Source organism: Sphingomonas sp. Marseille-Q8236 (assembly GCF_965112005.1).
In genome coordinates this window covers 2,064,081-2,084,556 of the sequence record NZ_CBCOPO010000001.1, presented here as the reverse complement: position 1 = coordinate 2,084,556, position 20,476 = coordinate 2,064,081, and the positions used below count along the sequence as shown (strand labels likewise).

Genomic DNA, 20,476 nt, shown 5'->3' with positions numbered 1-20,476 from the left:
CGTGAAGACATGAGAATATTGTCATAAATTCGGGATGCACTGCGGCATGTTGGGACCGTATGTCGGTTTGTCGATCAATTCGCCCGATCTGTCGCAGGCGGTGTCTTACCAAAGCGGTGACGCCATTGCGATTCGCGATCTAAACCGCAGCCCATGGCTGCACCAGGAAGAGCCCCGACTAGGTTATCGACGCACGACCCCCCGTCCACGCGACATGATCCAGCCGGCGATCGCAGCCGCTTGGAAAGCATCGATTTCGATTGGGAAATACACCGGGTGGTAGCGAAGGAGGGACTTGAACCCCCGACACGCGGATTATGATTCCGCTGCTCTAACCAGCTGAGCTACTTCGCCATGCTAGGCGTTCCACCCGGTGGAGGCGCGCCTATAGACAGGGGTTTTCGGGGCGTCAAGCGAACAAATGACGCGAGATCATTTCCCATGGGCCGCCCCGATACCACCATGCACCCAGCCCGATCAGTTCGACCGCGCGGGGACGGAAATCGCGCTCCATCTGCTGGAGCAGCAGCTTGGCCGTGACGGGCGTGACCTTGTTCTGGATGGTGACATGCGCGCGCCAGCCGCCTGCGTCCTGCGGCGTCAACAGCCCTGCAAAAGCCTCGACCAACTCGCGACGTATCGCGACCAGCCCCGGCGATTCGATACGGATCGCCACCCCCCGGCCCAGCGACATCAGGCCCCCCGCCCGCGCCTCGGGCGCACGCAACCCGCGTGTCAGCCCGTTCAACCGATGCTTCAACTCCGCCTCGACCGAGGAGGGCAGATGGTGGAACAAGGTGCAATGCGCGTCGAGGACGTTGCGTTCGGGCGGGAAATGCTGGCGGCGCAGCCCGTCGAACCAGCCCTGATCGGCACGCCCGAACAGGGCGGTAACGATGATCGGGGCGGGCTGGCCGCTCAAATCTCCACCTGACTGCCCAGTTCGACCACGCGGTTGGTCGGCAGGCGGAAGAACTCCATCGCACTCTCGGCGTTACGCAGCATCCAGGAGAAAAGCTTTTCGCGCCACACCGACATGCCCGGCCGCTCAGCGGCGAGCAGCGTCTGGCGCGACAGGAAGAAGCTGGTGTCCATCATCTTAAAACTGCCCCCCGCCATCGCGACCCGCTTCAGCGCGGCGGGCACGTCCGCCTCTTCCATGAAGCCGAACCGCAGGACGAGGCGGTGGAAGCCATGCCCCAGATCGTCCAGCTTGGCGCGGTCGTCCTCGGGCCAATAGGGCTGGCTGATGATCTTGACGGTCAGCAGGATGATCCGCTCGTGCAGCACCTTGTTGTGCTTGAGATTATGGAGCAGCGCGTGGGGAACACCCTCCGGCGAGGAGGTCATGAAGATCGCCGTGCCCGGCACCCGGCTCGCCGCGCCCGCCGCCGAGTCGATGAAGATGTGGATCGGCATCGTCCCCTCACGCAGCCGCTGGATCATCAGCTTTCGCCCGGTCGACCAGGTGGTGAGGAAGGTGAAGATGATGAAGCCGACCAGCAGCGGGAACCATCCCCCGGAGGGCACCTTGGTCAGATTGGCCAGGAAATAGGCACCATCGACCAGGAAGAACAGGCCGAGTAGCGGTACGGCCGCGAAGAGCGGCCATTTCCACAGGCGCGTCAGCGCGACACCCAGCAGGCAGGTGTCAATCAGCATCGCCCCCGTCACCGCGATGCCGTAAGCCGAGGTCAGGTTGGACGACGAGCGGAAGAACAGCACCAGCAGGATCACCATCACCATCAGCATCCAGTTGATGAGTGGGATGTAGATCTGACCGGCGGTGGCGGCGGAGGTATGCTCGATCCGAAGCCGGGGCATGAACCCCAGCTGGATCGCCTGTTGCGTGACGGAGAAGGCGCCGGTGATGACCGCTTGGCTGGCGATGACCGCCGCGGCCGTGGCGAGGAGGACGAGGGGCAGCTGCAACCCTTCGGGGGCCAGCATATAGAAGGGGCTTTCCAGCGCGGCGGCGCCTTCGCGGAACAGCAGCGCGCCCTGCCCCATATAGTTGAGCATCAACGCGGGCAGGACGAAGACCAGCCAGGACAGCCCGATCGGCCGCCGCCCGAAATGCCCCATATCGGCATAGAGCGCCTCGGCCCCGGTCACCGCAAGCACCACCGACCCCAGCGCCAGGAACCCGCGCAACGGATCGATGAAGAAGAACTGGATCGCGTAGTGCGGCGACAGGGCCCAGAGCACGCCCGGCGTCTGGATGAAGCTCATCACGCCCAGCACCGCGATCGATGCGAAATAGACCAGCATGACCGGCCCGAAGAACAGGCCCACCCGCTCGGTCCCCGAGCGCTGGATCTTGAACAGGACGATCAGGATGGTGATCGCGATCGGCAGGACGAAGCCGCCAAAGGCCGGAGCCGCGACCGCCAGACCCTCGACCGCGCCCAGCACGGTGACGGCGGGCGTGATCATGCTGTCGCCGTAGAAAAGCGCCGTGGCGAAGACGCCCAGCAGCACGATCCCGCGCGACCAGCGCCGCGTCTTGGTCTGCCCCGACACCAAGGCGAGCAGCGCCAGGCTGCCCCCCTCGCCCTTATTGTCGGCGCGCATGATGATCGCGACATATTTGACCGACACCACGATCATCATCGACCAGAAGATCAGGCTGATGACGCCCAGGATATGCGCGGCATCGAGCGGCAGCGGGTGGTGCGGATTGGCGAAGGTCTCGCGAAAGGCATAGAGCGGGCTGGTGCCGATGTCGCCGAACACGACGCCGATGGCCCCCAGCGCGAGCCGCGCCATGCCCTGCGGATGATGGGTTTGATGCTCGTCCGGCGCGACCATGGGGTTCGCGGTCGTGGCGGTGCCGGTCGGGGCGACGCTCATCGTGCGATCGTACCGACGATGGAGAGGATCATCGGCAACATCGGTGGCAACCCTTCGATCATCGCGCGCCCCTAGCATGCCCCCGAAAGGGCAGCAACGCGGACCCCCGGCGCTTGTTGCATCGACGCATGATTTCGAATGACCAGCGATGCGGCAATGCAACAGTGGATAGGAGGAACGCTGCGATGGAGCAGCAAAGGCTCGGACCATGGGATCGTTCGGCGCCACGTCACATTCCCCATCCGAAACGGTTCACCTCCCGCCCCCGATCGGCTAGGGCAGGACCATGGTTAGTCGTCCCGCCGTTCAGGCCGCTTCGGAAATCCCGCCCCCCATCGTCACCATCGACGATGTACGCATCGCCCATGCGCGGATTTCGGACCGTATCATTCGGACGCCGACCCTGATCAGCCGGACCCTGTCGCAACTGACGGGCGCGACCGTCTATCTCAAGTTCGAAAATCTTCAGTTCACCGCCGCCTATAAGGAACGCGGCGCGCTCAACACGCTGCTGCAACTCTCCGACGAGGCGCGGGCCAAGGGCGTGATCGCCGCCTCGGCAGGCAATCATGCGCAGGGCCTTGCCTATCATGCCAACCGGCTGGGCATCCCCGCCACCATCGTGATGCCGCGCACCACGCCCATCGTGAAGGTCGTTCAGACCGAGGGGCATGGCGCGACCGTGGTGCTGGAGGGCGACACGTTCGATGCCGCCTATGCCCATGCGCGCGAACTGGAGACACAGCGCGGCTTCACCTTCATCCATCCGTTCGACGATGCGCGCGTGATCGCGGGTCAGGGCACCGTCGCGCTGGAAATGCTGGAGGATGCGCCCGACATCGACACGCTGATCGTGCCGATCGGCGGCGGCGGGCTGATCTCGGGCATGGCGACCGTCGCATCCGCCATGCCCCGCCCGGTCGAGGTGGTCGGCGTGCAGGCCGAGCTCTTCCCCTCGATGTACAACAAGCTGAACGGCACCGACCTGCCCTGCGCGGGCGACACGCTGGCCGAGGGCATCGCGGTCAAGGTGCCTGGGGGGCTGACGTCGCAACTGGTCGCGCAGCTGGTTCGCGAGATCGTGCTGGTCGACGAACGCCATCTGGAAGAAGCCGTCAGCGCGCTGTTGCAGATCGAAAAGACCGTGGTCGAGGGTGCGGGCGCGGCGGGTCTGGCCGCGCTTATGTCCCACCCGGAGCGGTTCCGCGGCAAGACGGTCGGCATCGTTTTGTGCGGCGGCAATATCGACACGCGGCTGCTCGCCAATGTGTTGCTCCGCGATCTGGCCCGCTCGGGTCGCCTCGCCCGGCTGCGCATCCGGTTGCAGGACCAGCCGGGCGCGCTGTTCAACGTCGCGCGGATCTTCGACCGCGAGCGGGTGAACATCATCGAGGTCTACCACCAACGCGTCTTCACCACCCTGCCCGCCAAGGGGCTGATCACCGACATCGAGTGCGAGACGCGCGACGCGCTGCACCTGCACCGGCTGATCGAGGCACTGCGCGCCGGGGGCTATGAGACGACTCAGGTCGAACTGGCCTGAGCCATTTAGTTTTTCGCTGAATCGTCCCGTTTCCGAACGATGCTTCCCCATCGCTTCGGACGGGAAGATCGTTAATAAGGAGGGATCGTCCTCCCCTTGAAGGAACTGCCCGGCGGTGACCGCGCCCTTTCGTTTTCCGCGCTTCTTCGTCACCAGCCCGTCTCCCTGCCCCTATCTGCCGGGGCGTGACGAGCGGAAGGTGTTCACCGAACTGAACGGCGAACATGCGGGCGAGTTGAACGAGGCGTTGAGCCGAATCGGCTTCCGCCGGAGCCAGGGGGTCGCCTATCGCCCCTCCTGCGCGGGCTGCACCGCCTGCATCTCGGTGCGGGTCGTCGCCGATGGCTTCCGTCCCAATGCGAGCCAGCGCAAGCTGCTGCGCCGTCATGCCGATCTGGAGGTCACCGCCTGTCAGCCCTGGGCGACCGCCGAGCAGTTCCAGCTGCTGCGCCGCTATCTGGGCGAGCGGCATCCGGGTGGCGGGATGACCGCGATGGACGAAAGCGACTATGCCGACATGGTCGAACTTTCCCCGGTCCAGTCCGTACTGGTCGAATATCGCGAGCCGACGGGACCGGAGGGGCAGCGTGGCCGACTGGTCGGTGCGTGCCTGACCGATCGGCAGGGCGATGGCCTGTCGATGATCTACAGTTTCTTCGAGACGCAGGATGAGAGCCGCCCTGGCTTGGGCAACTTCATCATCATGGACCATATCCTCCGCGCACGCGCGGGCGGCCTGCCTTATGTCTATCTAGGCTATTGGGTGAAGGGTTCGCCGCGCATGGCGTACAAGACCCGGTATCAACCGCTCGAAGCGCTGGGCCCGCGCGGTTGGGCGACGTTCAACGGCGAACAGCCTGCGCCCGCCGCACCGCCGCCCGTCGAGGCATTGGGTTAGGACTGGACGGGATTTCTCCTCGCTCGGAGGCGCGTCTGCATCAGCGCGGATCTGAGCCGATCGTCAATCAAAGGCCGTCGCCCCGGCTAAGGCGATAGGCAATCGACAGACGGATTGATGCCGCCAAGCGGGGCACCCGGGACGGGATGCCCCGATCGCACCAGCCTATTGCGTCTCGCCGGTCGCGGTTACGGCAGCCCAGGGTTCGCCCGCCACCGCCGCCGCGCCGGTGGCGTCGAGCGCCACGGCGACGCGGACATGGCGGTCCTGCGGGCTAAGTCCCGTGCACGGATCGAAGCCGATCCAGCCCAGATCGGGGACATGTGCCTCGGCCCAGCAATGGGGTTTGCCCTGCTCCGCCCCATTCAGGGCGGCATAGCCCGAGACATAGCGTGCCGGGATGTTCAGCGAACGCGCCGCCACGCAGAAGATATGCGCCAGATCGCACGGCGTCGCGCGCTCTTGTGCAAAAGCGTGCGCTAGGTCGGGGTCCGCCGGTTTCGCTTCGAAATCCACGGCGAAACGGTGCCGCAGCGCATGGTTCAGGGAATGGAGCGCGGCAAGCGGCCCCTCCGCCCCTCGCGTCGCTTCCGCCGCGAAACCCGCAATCGCCGGATCGACAGGCGTCGCCTGGGTCGCGCGGAGGAAAAGCGGCGGCGGCAATGTCTCGGCCGCGCCGTGGATCAGGCCATGCGCATCGCTGGTCAGCACCTCGCCCGCGGCGGTGATCGTCACGACCTCGGGCGCGTCCTCGATATACAGCATGGTGACGGCATTGCCGAACCCGTCATGGCTTCGCCGCAACCGTGCGTCGCAATCGACGTCGATCCGCCAATGCGCGACCGTCTGGTCGTCGTGATTTTCGGGGGTGAGGCGCAACATTTGCACCATCGTCCCCAGCGGCGAGCGGGGACGGCACAGGAGCTGATGCTCGACGGCGATGCGCATCAGACGAACTTGAACTGACGGCCGATGGCGGCGTGCAGTTGCGCATTCTCCTGAATAAAGGCTTCCAGATATTGATGGAGCCCCCCGGCGATCACGTCCCCCGATCGCGTCTTGGTCATTCGGTTTGCACGTACCCTGGCCATACGATCCGCTTCCCCATGCTGCCCCGTTCGCCGGGCAAGTTGCCCGAGCACGTCCACCGTTTCCTCGACCGATGCCGCCAGACTGCGCGGCAATTCGCTGCGCGCGATCAGCAGGTCGATCACATTGGCGGGCTTCAGCCCGTCGGAATAGAGCCAGCGATAGGCGGTGACGGCGGACACGGTCTGGAGGATCGTCGTCCACTGGTCGCGATCGACGACGCCGCCGATCCGCTCGCCTGCCGGCAGCAGGATATGGTATTTCACGTCGAGTAGCCGCGCGGTGTTGTCCGCGCGCTCGACCGCCTGACCCAGCCGGATGAACCAGGTCGTCTGGTTGCGCAGCATCCGGTGGACCGCGCCTTCGAAACCGCGCGTCTCGTTCTTCACCGCCTCGACCAGGCTGAGCACGGCGGTCGGGTCCTCGGCCGCCGGTCGTGCCTCGAAATGCAGCCAGGCGCGATTGATCGCGCTCCACGCCTCGCGGGTCAGCGCGGTGCGGACCGCCCGCGCATTCGTCCGCGCCATGTCGACGCAGCGGACGATCGAGCCGGGATGGCAGCTTTCGACCGTCAGGAACCGGGCGACCTCCCGCCGCCGCATCTCGCGCCCGCCCTCGGCAAAGGCGCTCGCGGTATCGGTGACCGCCAGCGCCGATCCCCAGGCCGCTAGTCCCGCAGAACGCGGCGACAGCACGTCGAGGCGGACGGTCGCCTCGACCAGCCGGGCGATAAAGTCCGCCCGTTCGAAATAACGCCCCAGCCAGTAGAGCGAGGATGCGGTCCGCGAAAGCATCAGCGCACCCCCTGGCTTCGAATCTGCGACTGCTGGCCCTGCACCTGTATCCATTTGTCGGGTTCGGGCGCCAACAGGACGAAGCTGTCCTTGGTGCCGCCGCCCTGGCTGGAGTTGACGACCAGCGACCCCTCGCGAAGCGCGACGCGGGTCAGTCCGCCCGGTGTCACCTCCACGCCGTTGCGCCCGGTCAGGACGAAGGGGCGGAAATCGACATGGCGCGGCGCGACGCCGCTTTCGACCAAGGTCGGTACGGTGGAGAGCGCCAGAGTGGGCTGCGCGATATAGCGGTGCGGCTCCGCGATCAGCGCGGCGCGGAAATGCTCGATCTGCACCTTGGTCGCGGTCGGACCGACCAGCATCCCATAGCCGCCCGATCCATCGACCAGCTTGACCACCAGCTCGCTCAGATGGTCGAGGACATAGGCCAGCGCCTCGGGCTCGCGACACCGCCAGGTCTCGACATTCTTCAGCTTGGGCTCGCCGCCTGAATAATAGCGGACGATGTCGGGCATATAGCTGTAGATCGCCTTGTCGTCGGCGATGCCGTTGCCGGGCGCATTGAGGATGGCGACATTGCCCGCCGCATAAGCCGCGATCAGCCCCGGCACGCCCAGCATCGAATCGGGACGGAAGACCAGCGGGTCGAGGAAATCGTCATCGACCCGGCGATAGATGACATCGACCTTCACCCGCCCCGCGATGGTGCGCATCCAGACGATGTCGTCATCGACGATCAGATCGGCCGCCTCGACCAGTTCGATCCCCATCGAATCGGCCAGGAAGCTGTGTTCGTAATAGGCCGAGTTATAATGGCCGGGCGTCAGTACGACACAGGTCGGCTCGGCGACACCGTGCGGGGCGACCGACTTCATCGTGGCGAGCAGCCGGTCGGGATAGCTGTCCACCGCCGCCACCCGGAACTGCCGGAACAGTTCGGGGCAAAGACGCAGCATCGCCTCACGGTTCTCCAGCATATAGCTGACGCCCGAGGGGGTGCGCGCATTATCCTCCAGCACGAAGAAATCGTCCGGTCCGGTTCGCACCAGATCGATGCCGCAAATATGCGCCCAAACCCCGTGCGGCGGTCGCATGCCCGCGATTTCGGGGCGGAATTGCGGATTGCCGAAGATCAGATCGGGCGGAAGCACCCCGTCGCGCAGAATCTTCCGCTCGCCATAAATATCGTCGAGGAACGCGTTGATCGCCTCGACCCGCTGGACCAGCCCCTCGGATAGGCGCGCCCATTCGTCGGGCAGGAACACGCGCGGGACGATGTCGAACGGGATGATCCGCTCGGCCGCGTCGCTTTCGCCATAGACGGCGAAGGTGATGCCCAGTTGCCGGAAAGTCGCCTCGGCCGCCTGTTGCCGGCGGCGAAGTTCACTATCGGGGGTGTGATCGAGCCAGCGCTGAAGTGCATTGAGTTCCGGGCGCGGCGCGACAGCACCGGAAGCCCCCATGATTTCGTCGAACGCGGCGATTGTCCCCATCCGGTCGTTACGCTCCCCCTAGTGATCGGGTTCCATGCTGCACCGCAGGAGGGGGTGCGCAAGGGGAGATTTCCCGCCCCCCCCCCCCGGCACGGCGGAACACTTACGCTCCCAGTTTCTCCAACATGGACGGGGTCAGCACCTGTGGCAGGACCTGGGGCTCTTTCGCACCCGGCGCATAATAGAGGTAGAGCGGCACCCCGGCCCGGTTATGCCGTTCGATAAAGCGTCCCAGAACCGGATCCCCGTCGGTCCAGTCGCCGACCAGCACCGCCACCTTGTTGCGGTCGAACGCCTCGCGCACCGATACCCGCTCGATCGCGGCGGCCTCGTTCACCTTGCAGCTCAGGCACCAATCGGCGGTGAAATAGGCGAAGACGGGGCGGTTCTGGCGACGCAGGCTGTCCAGCTTGGCCTCGGTAAAGCCGGTGTCGGCCGTCGGTTTGGCGATGGCGGCGGCGGGCTTGACCGTCACCACGATCGCCACCGCCAGCACCAGCGCCGCTGCCGCGGGCCAGCCCGCGCGGTCCTTGCCGCCATGCTGGCGCAACCCCGTCCACCAGAAGCCGAGCGAGGCCAGCAACGCGGCGGCGAGGCCCAGCGTCATGCCGGTCACCCCCGCCTCCTGCCCCAATATCCAGGCGAGCGCGAGCGCGGTCAGGAACATCGGCACCGACAGGATATGGCGCAGCCGCGCCATCCACATGCCCGGCTTGGGAAGCCGCCGCCGCAGCGCAGGGACAAAGCCAATCGCGATGAAGGGCAACGCGATTCCGATCCCCAGCCCCGCGAACACCGCCAGCGCGGCCGCGGCGGGCAGGACCAGCGCCGCGCCCAAGGCGCCTGCCATGAACGGCCCCGAACAGGGCGTAGCGACGAACGCCGCCAGTGCCCCGGTGGCGAACGATCCCATCGCCCCCGATCGCCCCGCAAAGGCGGGCGTGGGCAACTCGAACAGTCCCGCCAGATTGAACGCGATCCCCGCGACCAGCAGCAGCAATATGCCGATCACGCGCGGGTCCTGTAGCTGGAAGGCCCAGCCCGCGCTTTGCCCCCCGGCCCGCAGAGCCAGCAGCACCACGCCCAGCCCGACACAGACCAGCACCACGCCCGCCGTATAGGCCAGCGCCTCGGCCCGCGCATGCCGCTCGTCGCCGCCGCCACGCGCCAGGCTCAGCGCCTTGAGGCTCAGGATCGGGAAGACGCAGGGCATGATGTTGAGTAGCAATCCGCCCAGCACGGCACCCAGAAACGCCAGAGCGACCGCGCCGAACCCGTGATCAGCCCCCGCCCCCTCGCCGCTCGAAGCGATCGCACCCGGTTTGGCGGCAAAGGCGAGGCCCTGCCCCTCCCCGATCGACAGCACGCCCGATACCGGTCCGGGGGTCGGCACGGCGGCGGCGGGGATGACGAGGATCAACCGGTCGCCCTTGCGTTCCATCCCTTGCGCCGCGGCATGGTCGATCACACCGCTGCGGTCGGGGAAGAAATAGGCTTGGTTCACTGCGACCGAGGCGGGCAGCGGCACCGCGATCCGCACCGTCTTGCCCTTGATCTCGATCACGCCGTCGCCACCCAGCGGCTTGGGCAGCGCAGCGCGCCAGCGGTCGAACTCGCCACGCATCGCGGGATCGACCGCGCCCTCGCCGATGGTCAGCCGGGTCGACAGCGTCTGGCTTTCGGGGACGCAGATGGTGTCGGTACAGACCAGATAGTCGAGCTTGACCGTCACAGGCAGCGGCGTGCCCTTTGCCAACCCCGCCGGAACCTTCAGGTCCGCCAGCAGCGTGAAGGGCCGCTCATAGACATAGTTCATCAGCCCGGCGATCTTCAGCCGCCCCGGCACCGGGTAGCGCAATTCGCCCGCGGTCGCGCCCTTGGGCAGGGTCCAGTGCGCCTCGGTCGGCAGGCCCGCATCGCCGCCATTCTTCCAATAGCCGTGCCAGCCCTTTTCGGGCGTCGCGACGATGGCCAGGGTGGTCTGCCCCCCCGCCGCCGGGGTCGCGCTTTCGGCGACGAGGCGCATCGGCAGATGGATCGCCCCCGGCGCGGCCGGCGGGCCGCTCTCCGCGATGCCGGGGGTCATCGCCACCGACATGAAGAGAGCCGTCATCAGGATGTAAAACCAACCGCGCATCGACCTTGCCCTAACCCGCTTTCGCGTTCCATAGCGCCCCCGTCCCCGCTTTGCATCAAGGTTGCCCATGACGTCCCTGACTGCCGCGCTTCTCGCCTCCGGGGCCGCCGTAAAATTGGTGGCGATATGGCTGGACCGGGTGGGCCGGGAATGGACCCACGGAGACGGCCGCGACCGGCTGGGGGGGCGTGGTGGGGAGGGCCGCCTGCGGCGTCGCGGGGGGCGAGGCGACGCCGCGGCCGCCCTTCCCCACCACGCCGCCCAAGCTGATCGTGGCGATCTCGGTGGATCAATTCTCGGCCGACCTGTTCCAGCAATATCGCAACCAATTTACCGGCGGCATGGCGCGCCTGCTGACCGGCGCGGTCTTTCCCTCTGGCTATCAGAGCCATGCCGCGACCGAGACCTGCCCCGGCCACTCGACCATCCTGACCGGCTATCGCCCTGCGCATACCGGCATCATCGCCAACAACTGGGTCGACCAGTCGGTCGGGCGTGTGGACAAGATCGTCTATTGCTCGGAGGACGAACGCGTTCCGGGCAACGATCACAACAACTATACCGTGTCGGACATGCACCTGAAGGTGCCGACGCTGGGCGAGCGGATGAAGACCGCCGATCCCCGCGTCCGCACCGTCTCGGTCGCGGGCAAGGACCGTGCGGCCGTGATGATGGGCGGGCACAAGATGGACGAGATCTGGTGGTGGGACGGCAAGACCTATGTCTCCTATGCCGGTCGCGCCGTGCCGCCCGTCGTGGAGCGCACGCGCAAGGCCGTCGCCGACCTGATCGCCCGGCCGCAGGCGGCCCTGCCGCTGCCCGGTTTCTGCAAGTCGCTCGACCGGCCGATCACGGTCGGCGGCCAGACCCTGGGCACCGGCCGGTTCCAGCGCGCGGCGGGCGATATGAAGGCGTTCCGCGTGTCTCCAGCGGCCGACGCGGCGGTGCTGGCGATGGCGGCGGGCTTCGTCCAGGACATGAAGCTGGGCCAGGGGCCGCAGACCGACATGCTGTCGGTCGGCCTGTCGGCGACCGACTATATCGGCCATGCGCTGGGCACCCAGGGGGCCGAGATGTGCATCCAGATGGAGGAACTCGACCGCTCGCTGGCGGGATTCTTCGACGTGCTCGATGCGAGCGGCGTGGATTATGAAGTGATGCTGACCGCCGACCACGGCGCGCACGACATGACCGAGCGGCAGCAGATTCGCGCCATGCCGATGGAAAGCCATGTCGCGCCCGAGGCCAAGACCAAGGCGATGGCCGCCGTCATCGCGCAAGGTCTGGGCCTGTCCAACACCCCGCCGATCATGATGAGCGCGGAGGGCGACATCTATATCAACCGCGACCTGCCACCCGCCACGCGCGCGAAGGTGCTGGCCGAAGCGAAGCGGCGTTACGAAGCGCTGCCGCAGGTCGCCGCCGCGCTGACCCGCGACGAGATCGCCGCGACGCCCTGGCCCACCACCCCGCCGGAGACCTGGACGCTGAAGGAAAAGGCGCGCTCCTCCTACGATCCGACGCGCTCGGGCGATCTGCTGATCCTGCTCAAGCCGCGCGTCACCACGATCGAGGAGCCCACCCCCGGCTATGTCGAGACTCATGGTTCGCCCTGGGACTACGATCGCCGCGTGCCGATCCTGTTCTGGCGCAAGGGGATGAGCGGGTTCGAACAGCCGCTGTCGGTCGAGACGGTCGATATTGCCCCGACACTGGCGGCGACGATCGGACTGCCGATCCCCGGCGTGGACGGGCGTTGCCTGGACCTCGATCCGGGAGCTGCGGATACGTGTAAGAAGTAAGCTTATTCCTCCCCTGCAAGGGGAGGGGGACCGCCGCGAAGCGGTGGTGGAGTGGTGTCCCCACTGGCTGCGACACCCCTCCGTCAGCCCTCCGGGCTGCCCCCCCCTTACAGGGGGGCAATGTCAAGGGCGCTCGACCCGATATTCAATCGGCTTGAAGCTCCCCCCGTTCGACGCGGGTGCGGAACAGGCGGTGAGCCCGATCACCAGATCCATCTGCGCCACGAAGCGGATATGATCGCCCGGCCCACTCAGCGGCGGCAGCACCTCCAGCTTGCCGGTCGCGCCATCGACCGGCACGTTCATGAAACAGTTGAACGCCACCGGAATCCGGTCGGGGGTCACGCCATAGGGTTCCAGCGCGGCGGCTAGATTGCCGAAACAGCCCCGATGGCGCGGCAGGTCGGGATAGAAATGATCGAACGTATCGACCGAACAGGGCGTCAGCAGGAAATCGTGCATCCCGACCGTGTCGGCCACGATCTCCAGCATCACCCGCGAGCGGTTGGAATAGAGCTTGTGCCCGGTGGTCAGCCGGATCGTCTCGGCATAGTCGAGCGTGCGGCCTGACGAGATCACCTCATCCAGATCATCGGCGTTGAAAGCGAGCAGATCGGCGACCTGTCGCCCGCGCGGGTCGATGACGGTCAGGGTGTCGCCCTTGGCCATGCGAAAGGCGTCGCCACTGCGGGGCGGGATCTCGACGGTTTCGGCGCTCATCGATCGGCCGCCGCTTCGGCACCCGTATAGTGGAAGGGGCAGCGCCAGCCCTCCTCCACCGCGCGACCGCTATATTGCCGGGCCTCGCTCATCTCGCCATGGCGTGCCAGCATCGGGTTGCGCGATCCCGCCAGCGCCTCATCGCGGACCATGATCTTCTCGCGCATCCCCTCATATTTGCCTTGGGCGCGCAATATCTCGAACTGGTCGTGCAGGTTAAAGATCATGGCCGGGCGCGGGAAGCGCCGCGCGGGGCGGCTGGCGTTGGGATGCAGCCCGACGACGAAGAACGCCTCGCCGCCGAAGGACAGCGAGAAATGCGGGTCTTCCGGGTCCGCGCTGACCCGTTCGTCCCAGTCCTGCCCCAGCCAGACATCCTTGTCCGACAACGACTGGATCCGCGCCCAGATCGCGCGCTCGAACGCGGCTTCGTCCAGTTGCTCGGGGCCGGCGAACACCACCGCCAGGCTGCGGAATAGCTGCGGCTCGGCACGATAGCGTTCGGCGAAGCGCCGCAGCCGGTCATGGATGCGCAGATCGTCCCAGGCGCTCGCTATGTCGCGCGCGCCCAATATGTCCAGCGTCCCCCGCGCCATCGCCGCCTTGGCGCCGACACAAGGAAAATCCGCCGCCGCGATATGGGCACGAAGCATCGCGGCCGACTCGGGCTCGCTGGGATCGTGCGGGGGGAATAGACTGCTTCCGGTTTTCGACATGGGATGCCCCAACGCGACGGTTAGGGCAGCGTTCCCGAAAAGCCGTTTTATCTCACATAATTAGCATCGATCAATCGGACCGCTGATCGAGATCACAAAGCGGACTGCGACCCCGTCAGTCGAGATTGGGGCGCAGCCAGCGGGTCGCCTGGGCGACATCGACCCCGCGCCGCGTCGCATAGTCCGCCACCTGGTCCTCGCCGATCCGCGCAACGCCAAAATATTCGGCCTGGGCGTGCCCGAAGTAGAAGCCGCTGACCGCCGCCGTCGGCAGCATCGCGAAGCTGTCGGTCAACTCCAGCCCGACCGCGCTTTCCGCCCCCAGCAGGTCGAACAGCGTCCGCTTGATGCTGTGTTCGGGGCAGGCGGGGTAGCCTGGTGCGGGGCGGATGCCGCGATATTGCTCGCGGATCAGCGCCTCGTTGGTCAGTTGCTCGCCCGCCGCATAGCCCCACAGGTCGGTGCGGACATGCGCATGGAGCCGCTCGGCGAACGCCTCGGCCAGACGGTCGGCCAGCGCCTTGAGCAGGATGTCGTTATAATCGTCATGGCCAGCCCGGAAGCGTTCGATATACGCGTCGATGCCATGGATGCCGACCGCGAAGCCGCCCATCCAGTCGCCCGCCGGGTCGATGAAGTCGGCCAGGCACATATTGGCGCGGCCTTCGCGCTTGGCGATCTGCTGACGCAGGAAGGGGATGCAGGTCTCTTCCCCGTCCGCCGTCAGGATCACGTCATCGCCGTCGCGGCGGCACGGCCAGAGCGCCGCCACGCCGCGGGCGGTCAGCCACTTCTCGGCGATGATCGTGTCGAGCATGGCCTGCGCATCGGCATAGAGGCCGCTGGCGCTTTCGCCGACCACTTCGTCGGTCAGGATCGCGGGGAAATTGCCCGCCAGTTCCCAGGCGCGAAAGAAGGGCGTCCAGTCGATATAGTCGCGCAGGTCCGACAGGTCCCAGTCCTGATAGACATGCACGCCCGGCTGCTTTGGGTCGCCCGCCTTGAGCGCCATGTCCGCGACGAAGCCGCGCGCGCGGGCTTCCTCCAGCGGCAACAGGGCATTGGCTCCCTTCCCCTCGCGCGCCTTGCGGACGGCTTCGTAATCGGCGGCGACCTGCGCGACATAAGGATCGCGCTGGGTATCCGACACGAGCGTCGTCGCCACCCCGACCGCGCGGGATGCGTCGAGGACATGGACCACCGGCCCCGAATAGGCAGGCGCGATGCGCAGCGCGGTATGCACCTTGGACGTGGTCGCGCCGCCGATCAGCAGCGGCATGGACATGCCCGCCCGCTGCATTTCCTCGCCCACCGTCACCATCTCGTCGAGCGAGGGGGTGATGAGGCCCGACAGGCCGATCATGTCGGCGTCATTCTCGTTCGCCGCCGCGATGATCTTCGACCAGGGGACCATGACGCCCAGATCGACCACCTCGAACCCGTTGCACTGGAGCACCACGCCGACGATGTTCTTGCCGATATCGTGGACGTCGCCCTTCACGGTCGCGAGCACGATCCGGCCCTTGCCCTTGGCGCCCGGCTCCTTCGCCGCCTCGATGAAGGGCAGCAGGTGCGCGACTGCCTTCTTCATGACGCGGGCGGACTTCACCACCTGGGGCAGGAACATCTTGCCCGAGCCGAACAGGTCGCCGACGACGTTCATGCCGTCCATCAGCGGGCCTTCGATCACCTCGATCGGCCGTGCGAATTGCTGGCGGCATTCCTCGGTATCGTCGACGACATGCGCGTCGATACCCTTGACCAGCGCATATTCCAGCCGCTTGGTCACCGGCAGGCTGCGCCACTCGGCCGCCTGCTTCTCAGCGACCGCATCGGTGCCGCGATAGCGCTCGGCCAATGCGACCAGCCGCTCGCCTGCCTCGGGATCGCGGTTGAGGACGACATCCTCGCACGCCTGGCGAAGCTCGGGGTCGATCGTGTCGTACACGTCGAGCTGGCCCGCATTGACGATCGCCATGTCCATGCCCGCCGGGATGGCGTGGTAGAGGAACACCGAGTGCATCGCGCGGCGCACCGGCTCGTTGCCGCGGAAAGAGAACGACAGGTTGGACAGGCCGCCCGAGATATGGACGTGCGGGCAGCGCGCCTTGATCTCGCGGCACGCCTCGATGAAGTCGACGCCGTAATTGTTATGCTCTTCGATGCCGGTCGCAACCGCGAAGACATTGGGGTCGAAGATGATGTCTTCGGGCGGGAAGCCGATCGACATCAGCAGGTCATAGGCGCGCGCGCAAATCTCAACTTTGCGGTCCTTGGTGTCGGCCTGGCCGACCTCGTCGAACGCCATGACGACCACCGCCGCGCCATAGGCCATGCAGCGGCGGGCATAATGGAGGAACGCCTCCTCGCCTTCCTTCATGCTGATCGAGTTGACGATCGGCTTGCCTGACACGCACTTCAAACCCGCCTCGATCACGCTCCATTTCGAGCTGTCGATCATGATCGGCACGCGCGCGATATCGGGCTCAGCGGCGATCAGCTTGAGGAAGGTGGTCATGGCGTATTCGGCGTCGAGCAGCCCTTCGTCCATGTTGACGTCGACCACCTGCGCGCCATTCTCGACCTGGCTACGCGCTACCTCCACCGCGCGGGTATAGTCGCCCGCCAGAATCATCTTCTTGAACGCCGCCGATCCGGTGACGTTGGTCCGCTCGCCGACATTGACGAAATTGGTGGAGGTGTTGGTCATGGTGTCTTCTCAAATCCTCCCCGCTCGCGGGGAGGATTGTTCAGGCCGCCATGGTGAACGGCTCCAGCCCGGCGAGGCGGGTGACGACCGGCGGGGTCGGGATGGTGCGGGGCTGCATGCCCTTCACCTTGTCGGCGATTGCCTTGATATGCGCAGGGGTCGAGCCGCAGCAGCCGCCCAGCACATTGACCTGCCCCTCGACCGCCCATTCGCCGACCAGACCGGCGGTGGTGACGGGCGCTTCGTCATAGGCACCCAGTTCGTTGGGCAGCCCGGCATTGGGGTAGATCATGATGAGCGTGTCGCAGATTTCCGACAGCGTCTTGACGTGCGGGCGCAGCTGTTCCGCCCCGAACGAGCAGTTCAGCCCGATGGTCAGCGGCCTGGCATGGCGCACCGCGTGCCAGAAGGCCTCGACCGTATGGCCCGACAGGTTGCGGCCCGACAGGTCGGTCAGCGTCATCGACAGCATGATCGGGATGTCGCGGCCCAGCGCCTCGCCCGCCTCGATCGTCGCCATGATTCCGGCCTTGGCGTTGAGCGTGTCGAACACCGTCTCGATCAGGATGAAGTCCGCCCCACCCTCGACCAGCGCATCGATCTGTTCGCGGTACACGTCCTTGAGGTAATCGAAGTCGATCTCGCGGTAACCCGGATCGTTCACGTCCGGCGACAGCGACAGCGTCTTGTTGGTCGGCCCGATCGCGCCCGCGACGAAGCGGGGGCGGCCGTCCTTCGCGGCGAACTCGTCAGCGACGCGGCGGGCGAGCTTCGCGCTCTCGACATTGATCTCCCGCACCAGATGCTCGGCTCCGTAATCGGCCTGGCTGATCCGGTTGGCGGAGAAGGTGTTGGTCTCGGCAATGTCCGCCCCCGCCTCGAAATAGGCGCGGTGGATGGCCTCCGGCACCTCGGGCTTGGTCAGCGCCAGGATGTCGTTATTGCCCTTCTGGTCGTGGGACAGGCCCAGCGTCCCCGCATAGGCCGCCTCGTCCAGCTTCCAGTTCTGGATCTCGGTGCCGAACGCGCCGTCGGTGATCAGGATGCGCTTGGCGGCTTCGGCGAGGAACGTATCGCGGGTCGTCATGATCTACTCCTGCCCCCGACCAGTGCGGGAGCGTATTGGCATTCCTATAGGGGCAGAGAGGTTACGCCGCCGCTACCGTCTCGGCCTTCTTGCCGCGCACGCCCAGCAAATGGCTGATCGCATAGGCCAGTTCGGCGCGGTTGAGCGTGTAGAAGTGGAAGCCCTTCACCCCGCCCGCATAGAGCCGACGGCACATCTCGGCGGCGATGGTCGCGGCGACCAGCTGGCGCGCGCCGGGATGATCGTCCAGCCCCTCGAACAACCGGTCCATCCAGTCCGGGATGCACGCCCCGCACATGGCGGCGAACTTGCGGGTCTGCGCGACGTTGGACACGGGCAGGATGCCCGGCACGATCTCCGCCGTGATCCCCGCAGCGGCGGCGGCATCGCGGAAACGGAAATAGGCTTCGGGCGAGAAGAAGAATTGCGTGATCGCGCGGTTGGCGCCTGCATCGATCTTGCGCTTCAGATTGTCGATGTCCGCCTTCTGGTCAGCCGAGTCCGGATGACATTCCGGATAGGCCGCAACCGAAATCTCGAACGGGTGCAGCTTCTTCAGGCCCGCGACCAGATCGGCGGCATTCTCATAGCCGCCGGGATGGCTGACGAAGCGCGCGCCCTCGGCGGGAGGATCGCCGCGCAGCGCCACGATGTGCCGCACGCCCGCCGCCCAATATTCCTGCGCGACCTGGTCGATCTCTTCTCGGGTCGCCTCGACACAGGTCAGATGCGCGGCGGCGTCCATCGTCGTCTCGCGCTGGATGCGCGCGACGGTGGCATGGGTCCGCTCGCGGGTCGAGCCGCCCGCGCCGTACGTCACCGACACGAAGCGCGGGTCCAGCGGCTCCAGCGTGCGGATCGCGTCCCACAACTGCGCGTCCATCTTCTCCGTCTTGGGCGGAAAGAATTCGAAGCTGACCGCGATATCGCCGCCCACATCGGCGAACAGCGGTTCCTCATGCGCCAGCGCGGCCTCGGCCCGCGTCAGGATCGTGTTCGTCATGCCGCCTTCACCCTATTCGTCTCGACGGGCCGAAGCCCCTTCTTCACACCCAGCCAGAGCTTGACGGTCAGTTCGCCGCCCTCCAGCGTCTCGGTCCGCGCCAGCGTCAGCCCAGCGGGGCCGAACCAGCTTGCCATCTGTTCGTCGGCGAAACCCAGGCGGCTATGCGCCGCCTTCTGCCGCAATTCCTCGCGATCATGCGGCGCGAAGTCGGCGATCAGCAGCCGCCCGCCCGGCCCCAGCACCCGCGCCGCCTCGGCGATCGCCGCGCCCGGCTGCTGCGCGAAGTGCAGCACATGGTGCAGGATCGCGATATCCGCCGCGCCGTCGCCCATGGGCAGCGCATAGAGGTCCGCCTGCCGCAACTCGGTATTGGCGCGGCCGTGCAGCTTGGCGCGGGCCAGCCGCAGCATCTCCGACGAGCGGTCGATGCCCAGCGCGCTATCCGCGCGGTCGCCGAAGAGTTCGAGCATCCGCCCGGTGCCGGTGCCGATGTCGATCAGCGTGCCGAGATCGCCCTCGCCGATCAGGCCCGCCATCGCCTCCTCGATCTCGCTGTCCGCGACATGGAGCGATCGGATCGCATCCCACTCGCCCGCATGATCCTCGAACCAGGCCGCCGCGCTCGCCGCCCGGTCGGCCCGCACCGCCGCCAGCCGCGCGACATCGGCGACCATCCAGGGATCGGGCGCATCCGCCGTCCAGCGATCGAGCGCCGCCATCATCGGCTCCACCGCCTCGCGGTCACCCAGCGCGACGAAGACCCAGCTGCCCTCCTTGCGCCGCTCGGCCAGTTCGGCATCGACCAGGATCTTCACATGGCGGCTGACGCGCGGCTGGCTCTGCCCCAGCACCTGCGCCAGTTCGCCCACCGACAGCTCCATCGACCGCAGCAGCGCAAGGATGCGCAGCCGCGTCGGATCGCTGAGGGCGCGAAAGATTTCGAGCGCATTGGCCATGGATCACGATATAAAGATATCTTTATATGCGGTCAACGGAGCGAACAGATTTCGGCCGACACGGACCCGAAACGGATAATCTGCGTTGGCACGCCGATCATATGTTTGAAACGGGAGTGTTTGCCATGAAGAAGGCCCTGATCCTCGCCCTGACCGGTGCCGCCGCCTTGTCGCTGGCCGCGTGCAGCGAGAATGCCCAGCAGCAGACCGAGCAGGCCGCCGATGCCATCGGCTCGGACGTGAAAGCGACGACGCAGAACGCCTCGGACGATGTCGAGGCGGCGACCGCACGCGCGCTGAACTCGGCCGAGAATGCCATGGACAAGGCGGGCGACAAGCTGGACCGCGCCGGTGACCGTGCCGCAGCCCATGCCGACCGCGCGGGCGAGAATATCGATCGCGGGCTCGACCATGCGGGCGACAAGATCGAGCGCGGCGCCGACAATGCCCGCCAGGCGACCGGCAACGCGCTGGTTCGCGCGGGCGAGGATGTCCGCCGCTAAAGGGCGTTATCCTCAGGGATTGCAGAAGCGGGTCGGCGATCAGTTCGCCGGCCCGTTTTTCTTTAGGCGGTCTGCGTGGCCTTCGACTTTGCTTAGGCTGAACGGCGTGAGGAGTTTGTGACCCCATATTCCAACGTCCGTACAGCCTGAGCGAAGAAGGCTACGCCTC

16 protein-coding genes and 1 tRNA gene are annotated in these 20,476 nt (G+C 66.4%); 4 read left to right on the top strand and 13 right to left on the bottom strand.

Translation table 11 applies throughout. The features are described from left to right. Positions 1 to 277 precede the first annotated feature (277 nt). The 3 genes from ACWPWT_RS09990 to ACWPWT_RS09980 form a co-directional block, all read right to left on the bottom strand. Positions 278 to 354, bottom strand: a tRNA-Met gene (locus tag ACWPWT_RS09990). A gap of 55 nt (positions 355 to 409) precedes the next feature. Further along, complete coding sequence (locus ACWPWT_RS09985) at positions 410 to 922, bottom strand: 2'-5' RNA ligase family protein (protein WP_454279516.1); 513 nt, start codon at positions 920 to 922, stop codon at positions 410 to 412. Next, entirely contained in the window at positions 919 to 2,811 is a 1,893-nt protein-coding gene (locus ACWPWT_RS09980) for a potassium transporter Kup (protein ID WP_261269353.1), read from the bottom strand. Before ACWPWT_RS09980 ends, ACWPWT_RS09985 begins: the two co-directional genes overlap by 4 nt. Before the next feature lie 328 nt (positions 2,812 to 3,139). On the opposite strand from ACWPWT_RS09980, the gene ACWPWT_RS09975 reads away from it, so the two are divergent. Both ACWPWT_RS09975 and ACWPWT_RS09970 read left to right on the top strand, forming a co-directional pair. After that, a complete protein-coding gene (locus tag ACWPWT_RS09975; RefSeq protein ID WP_261269098.1) occupies positions 3,140 to 4,396 on the top strand; it encodes a threonine ammonia-lyase in 1,257 nt (418 codons plus the stop codon). Between the two features lie 115 nt (positions 4,397 to 4,511). Beyond that, positions 4,512 to 5,294: an arginyltransferase gene (locus tag ACWPWT_RS09970; protein WP_454279515.1), complete on the top strand. Its 783-nt coding sequence runs from the start codon at positions 4,512 to 4,514 to the stop codon at positions 5,292 to 5,294. 165 nt (positions 5,295 to 5,459) lie between these two features. Here the strand turns inward: ACWPWT_RS09970 and ACWPWT_RS09965 are convergent, their stop codons facing one another. The 4 genes from ACWPWT_RS09965 to ACWPWT_RS09950 form a co-directional block, all read right to left on the bottom strand. Beyond that, complete coding sequence (locus ACWPWT_RS09965) at positions 5,460 to 6,242, bottom strand: transglutaminase family protein (RefSeq protein WP_454279514.1); 783 nt, start codon at positions 6,240 to 6,242, stop codon at positions 5,460 to 5,462. Continuing rightward, positions 6,242 to 7,177, bottom strand: a complete 936-nt coding sequence (locus ACWPWT_RS09960) for an alpha-E domain-containing protein (protein ID WP_454279513.1) — start codon at positions 7,175 to 7,177, stop codon at positions 6,242 to 6,244. The genes ACWPWT_RS09965 and ACWPWT_RS09960 overlap by 1 nt, the downstream gene beginning before the upstream one ends. Next, positions 7,177 to 8,670 (bottom strand): circularly permuted type 2 ATP-grasp protein, encoded by a 1,494-nt coding sequence (locus ACWPWT_RS09955; protein WP_454279512.1) that lies wholly within the window; start codon positions 8,668 to 8,670, stop codon positions 7,177 to 7,179. The genes ACWPWT_RS09960 and ACWPWT_RS09955 overlap by 1 nt, the downstream gene beginning before the upstream one ends. Before the next feature lie 103 nt (positions 8,671 to 8,773). Continuing rightward, positions 8,774 to 10,807 (bottom strand): protein-disulfide reductase DsbD family protein, encoded by a 2,034-nt coding sequence (locus ACWPWT_RS09950; protein WP_454279511.1) that lies wholly within the window; start codon positions 10,805 to 10,807, stop codon positions 8,774 to 8,776. Between the two features lie 191 nt (positions 10,808 to 10,998). Here ACWPWT_RS09950 and ACWPWT_RS09945 point away from each other — a divergent pair, with 191 nt between their 5' ends. Next, the gene (locus ACWPWT_RS09945) at positions 10,999 to 12,609 is read left to right on the top strand and encodes an alkaline phosphatase family protein (protein ID WP_454279510.1); all 1,611 of its coding nucleotides are present in this window, start codon (positions 10,999 to 11,001) and stop codon (positions 12,607 to 12,609) included. Between the two features lie 123 nt (positions 12,610 to 12,732). Here the strand turns inward: ACWPWT_RS09945 and ACWPWT_RS09940 are convergent, their stop codons facing one another. The 6 genes from ACWPWT_RS09940 to ACWPWT_RS09915 all read right to left on the bottom strand — a co-directional run bounded on the left by ACWPWT_RS09940 (position 12,733) and on the right by ACWPWT_RS09915 (position 19,804). Next, the gene (locus tag ACWPWT_RS09940) at positions 12,733 to 13,329 is read right to left on the bottom strand and encodes a DUF1989 domain-containing protein (protein ID WP_454279509.1); all 597 of its coding nucleotides are present in this window, start codon (positions 13,327 to 13,329) and stop codon (positions 12,733 to 12,735) included. Then, a complete protein-coding gene (gene gntA, locus ACWPWT_RS09935; protein WP_261269106.1) occupies positions 13,326 to 14,045 on the bottom strand; it encodes a guanitoxin biosynthesis heme-dependent pre-guanitoxin N-hydroxylase GntA in 720 nt (239 codons plus the stop codon). Before gntA ends, ACWPWT_RS09940 begins: the two co-directional genes overlap by 4 nt. Positions 14,046 to 14,160: 115 nt before the next feature. Continuing rightward, on the bottom strand, positions 14,161 to 16,755 hold the full coding sequence (gene metH / locus ACWPWT_RS09930; protein WP_454279508.1) for a methionine synthase: 2,595 nt from the start codon (positions 16,753 to 16,755) through the stop codon (positions 14,161 to 14,163). Positions 16,756 to 16,795: 40 nt separating this feature from the next. Next, positions 16,796 to 17,842, bottom strand: a complete 1,047-nt coding sequence (locus tag ACWPWT_RS09925; protein ID WP_454279507.1) for a homocysteine S-methyltransferase family protein — start codon at positions 17,840 to 17,842, stop codon at positions 16,796 to 16,798. A gap of 61 nt (positions 17,843 to 17,903) precedes the next feature. Further along, on the bottom strand, positions 17,904 to 18,845 hold the full coding sequence (gene metF / locus ACWPWT_RS09920) for a methylenetetrahydrofolate reductase (protein WP_261269109.1): 942 nt from the start codon (positions 18,843 to 18,845) through the stop codon (positions 17,904 to 17,906). Further along, positions 18,842 to 19,804 carry an ArsR/SmtB family transcription factor gene (locus ACWPWT_RS09915; RefSeq protein ID WP_454279506.1) on the bottom strand — a complete coding sequence of 321 codons (963 nt, stop codon included), beginning with the start codon at positions 19,802 to 19,804 and terminating at the stop codon, positions 18,842 to 18,844. Before ACWPWT_RS09915 ends, metF begins: the two co-directional genes overlap by 4 nt. A gap of 125 nt (positions 19,805 to 19,929) precedes the next feature. On the opposite strand from ACWPWT_RS09915, the gene ACWPWT_RS09910 reads away from it, so the two are divergent. Continuing rightward, positions 19,930 to 20,307 carry a hypothetical protein gene (locus ACWPWT_RS09910; RefSeq protein ID WP_454279505.1) on the top strand — a complete coding sequence of 126 codons (378 nt, stop codon included), beginning with the start codon at positions 19,930 to 19,932 and terminating at the stop codon, positions 20,305 to 20,307. Positions 20,308 to 20,476 lie beyond the last annotated feature (169 nt).

Excerpts from the sequence above, each read along its gene's own strand:
- metH (WP_454279508.1), bottom strand. The coding sequence starts at position 16,755 with ATGACCAACACCTCCACCAATTTCGTCAATGTCGGCGAGCGGACCAAC.
- ACWPWT_RS09960 (WP_454279513.1), bottom strand. The coding sequence starts at position 7,177 with ATGCTTTCGCGGACCGCATCCTCGCTCTACTGGCTGGGGCGTTATTTC.
- ACWPWT_RS09910 (WP_454279505.1), top strand. The coding sequence starts at position 19,930 with ATGAAGAAGGCCCTGATCCTCGCCCTGACCGGTGCCGCCGCCTTGTCG.
- ACWPWT_RS09980 (WP_261269353.1), bottom strand. The coding sequence starts at position 2,811 with ATGGTCGCGCCGGACGAGCATCAAACCCATCATCCGCAGGGCATGGCG.
- ACWPWT_RS09940 (WP_454279509.1), bottom strand. The coding sequence starts at position 13,329 with ATGAGCGCCGAAACCGTCGAGATCCCGCCCCGCAGTGGCGACGCCTTT.
- ACWPWT_RS09975 (WP_261269098.1), top strand. The coding sequence starts at position 3,140 with ATGGTTAGTCGTCCCGCCGTTCAGGCCGCTTCGGAAATCCCGCCCCCC.
- ACWPWT_RS09950 (WP_454279511.1), bottom strand. The coding sequence starts at position 10,807 with ATGCGCGGTTGGTTTTACATCCTGATGACGGCTCTCTTCATGTCGGTG.
- ACWPWT_RS09925 (WP_454279507.1), bottom strand. The coding sequence starts at position 17,842 with ATGACGACCCGCGATACGTTCCTCGCCGAAGCCGCCAAGCGCATCCTG.
- metF (WP_261269109.1), bottom strand. The coding sequence starts at position 18,845 with ATGACGAACACGATCCTGACGCGGGCCGAGGCCGCGCTGGCGCATGAG.
- ACWPWT_RS09915 (WP_454279506.1), bottom strand. The coding sequence starts at position 19,804 with ATGGCCAATGCGCTCGAAATCTTTCGCGCCCTCAGCGATCCGACGCGG.
- ACWPWT_RS09955 (WP_454279512.1), bottom strand. The coding sequence starts at position 8,670 with ATGGGGACAATCGCCGCGTTCGACGAAATCATGGGGGCTTCCGGTGCT.
- gntA (WP_261269106.1), bottom strand. The coding sequence starts at position 14,045 with ATGTCGAAAACCGGAAGCAGTCTATTCCCCCCGCACGATCCCAGCGAG.
- ACWPWT_RS09965 (WP_454279514.1), bottom strand. The coding sequence starts at position 6,242 with ATGCGCATCGCCGTCGAGCATCAGCTCCTGTGCCGTCCCCGCTCGCCG.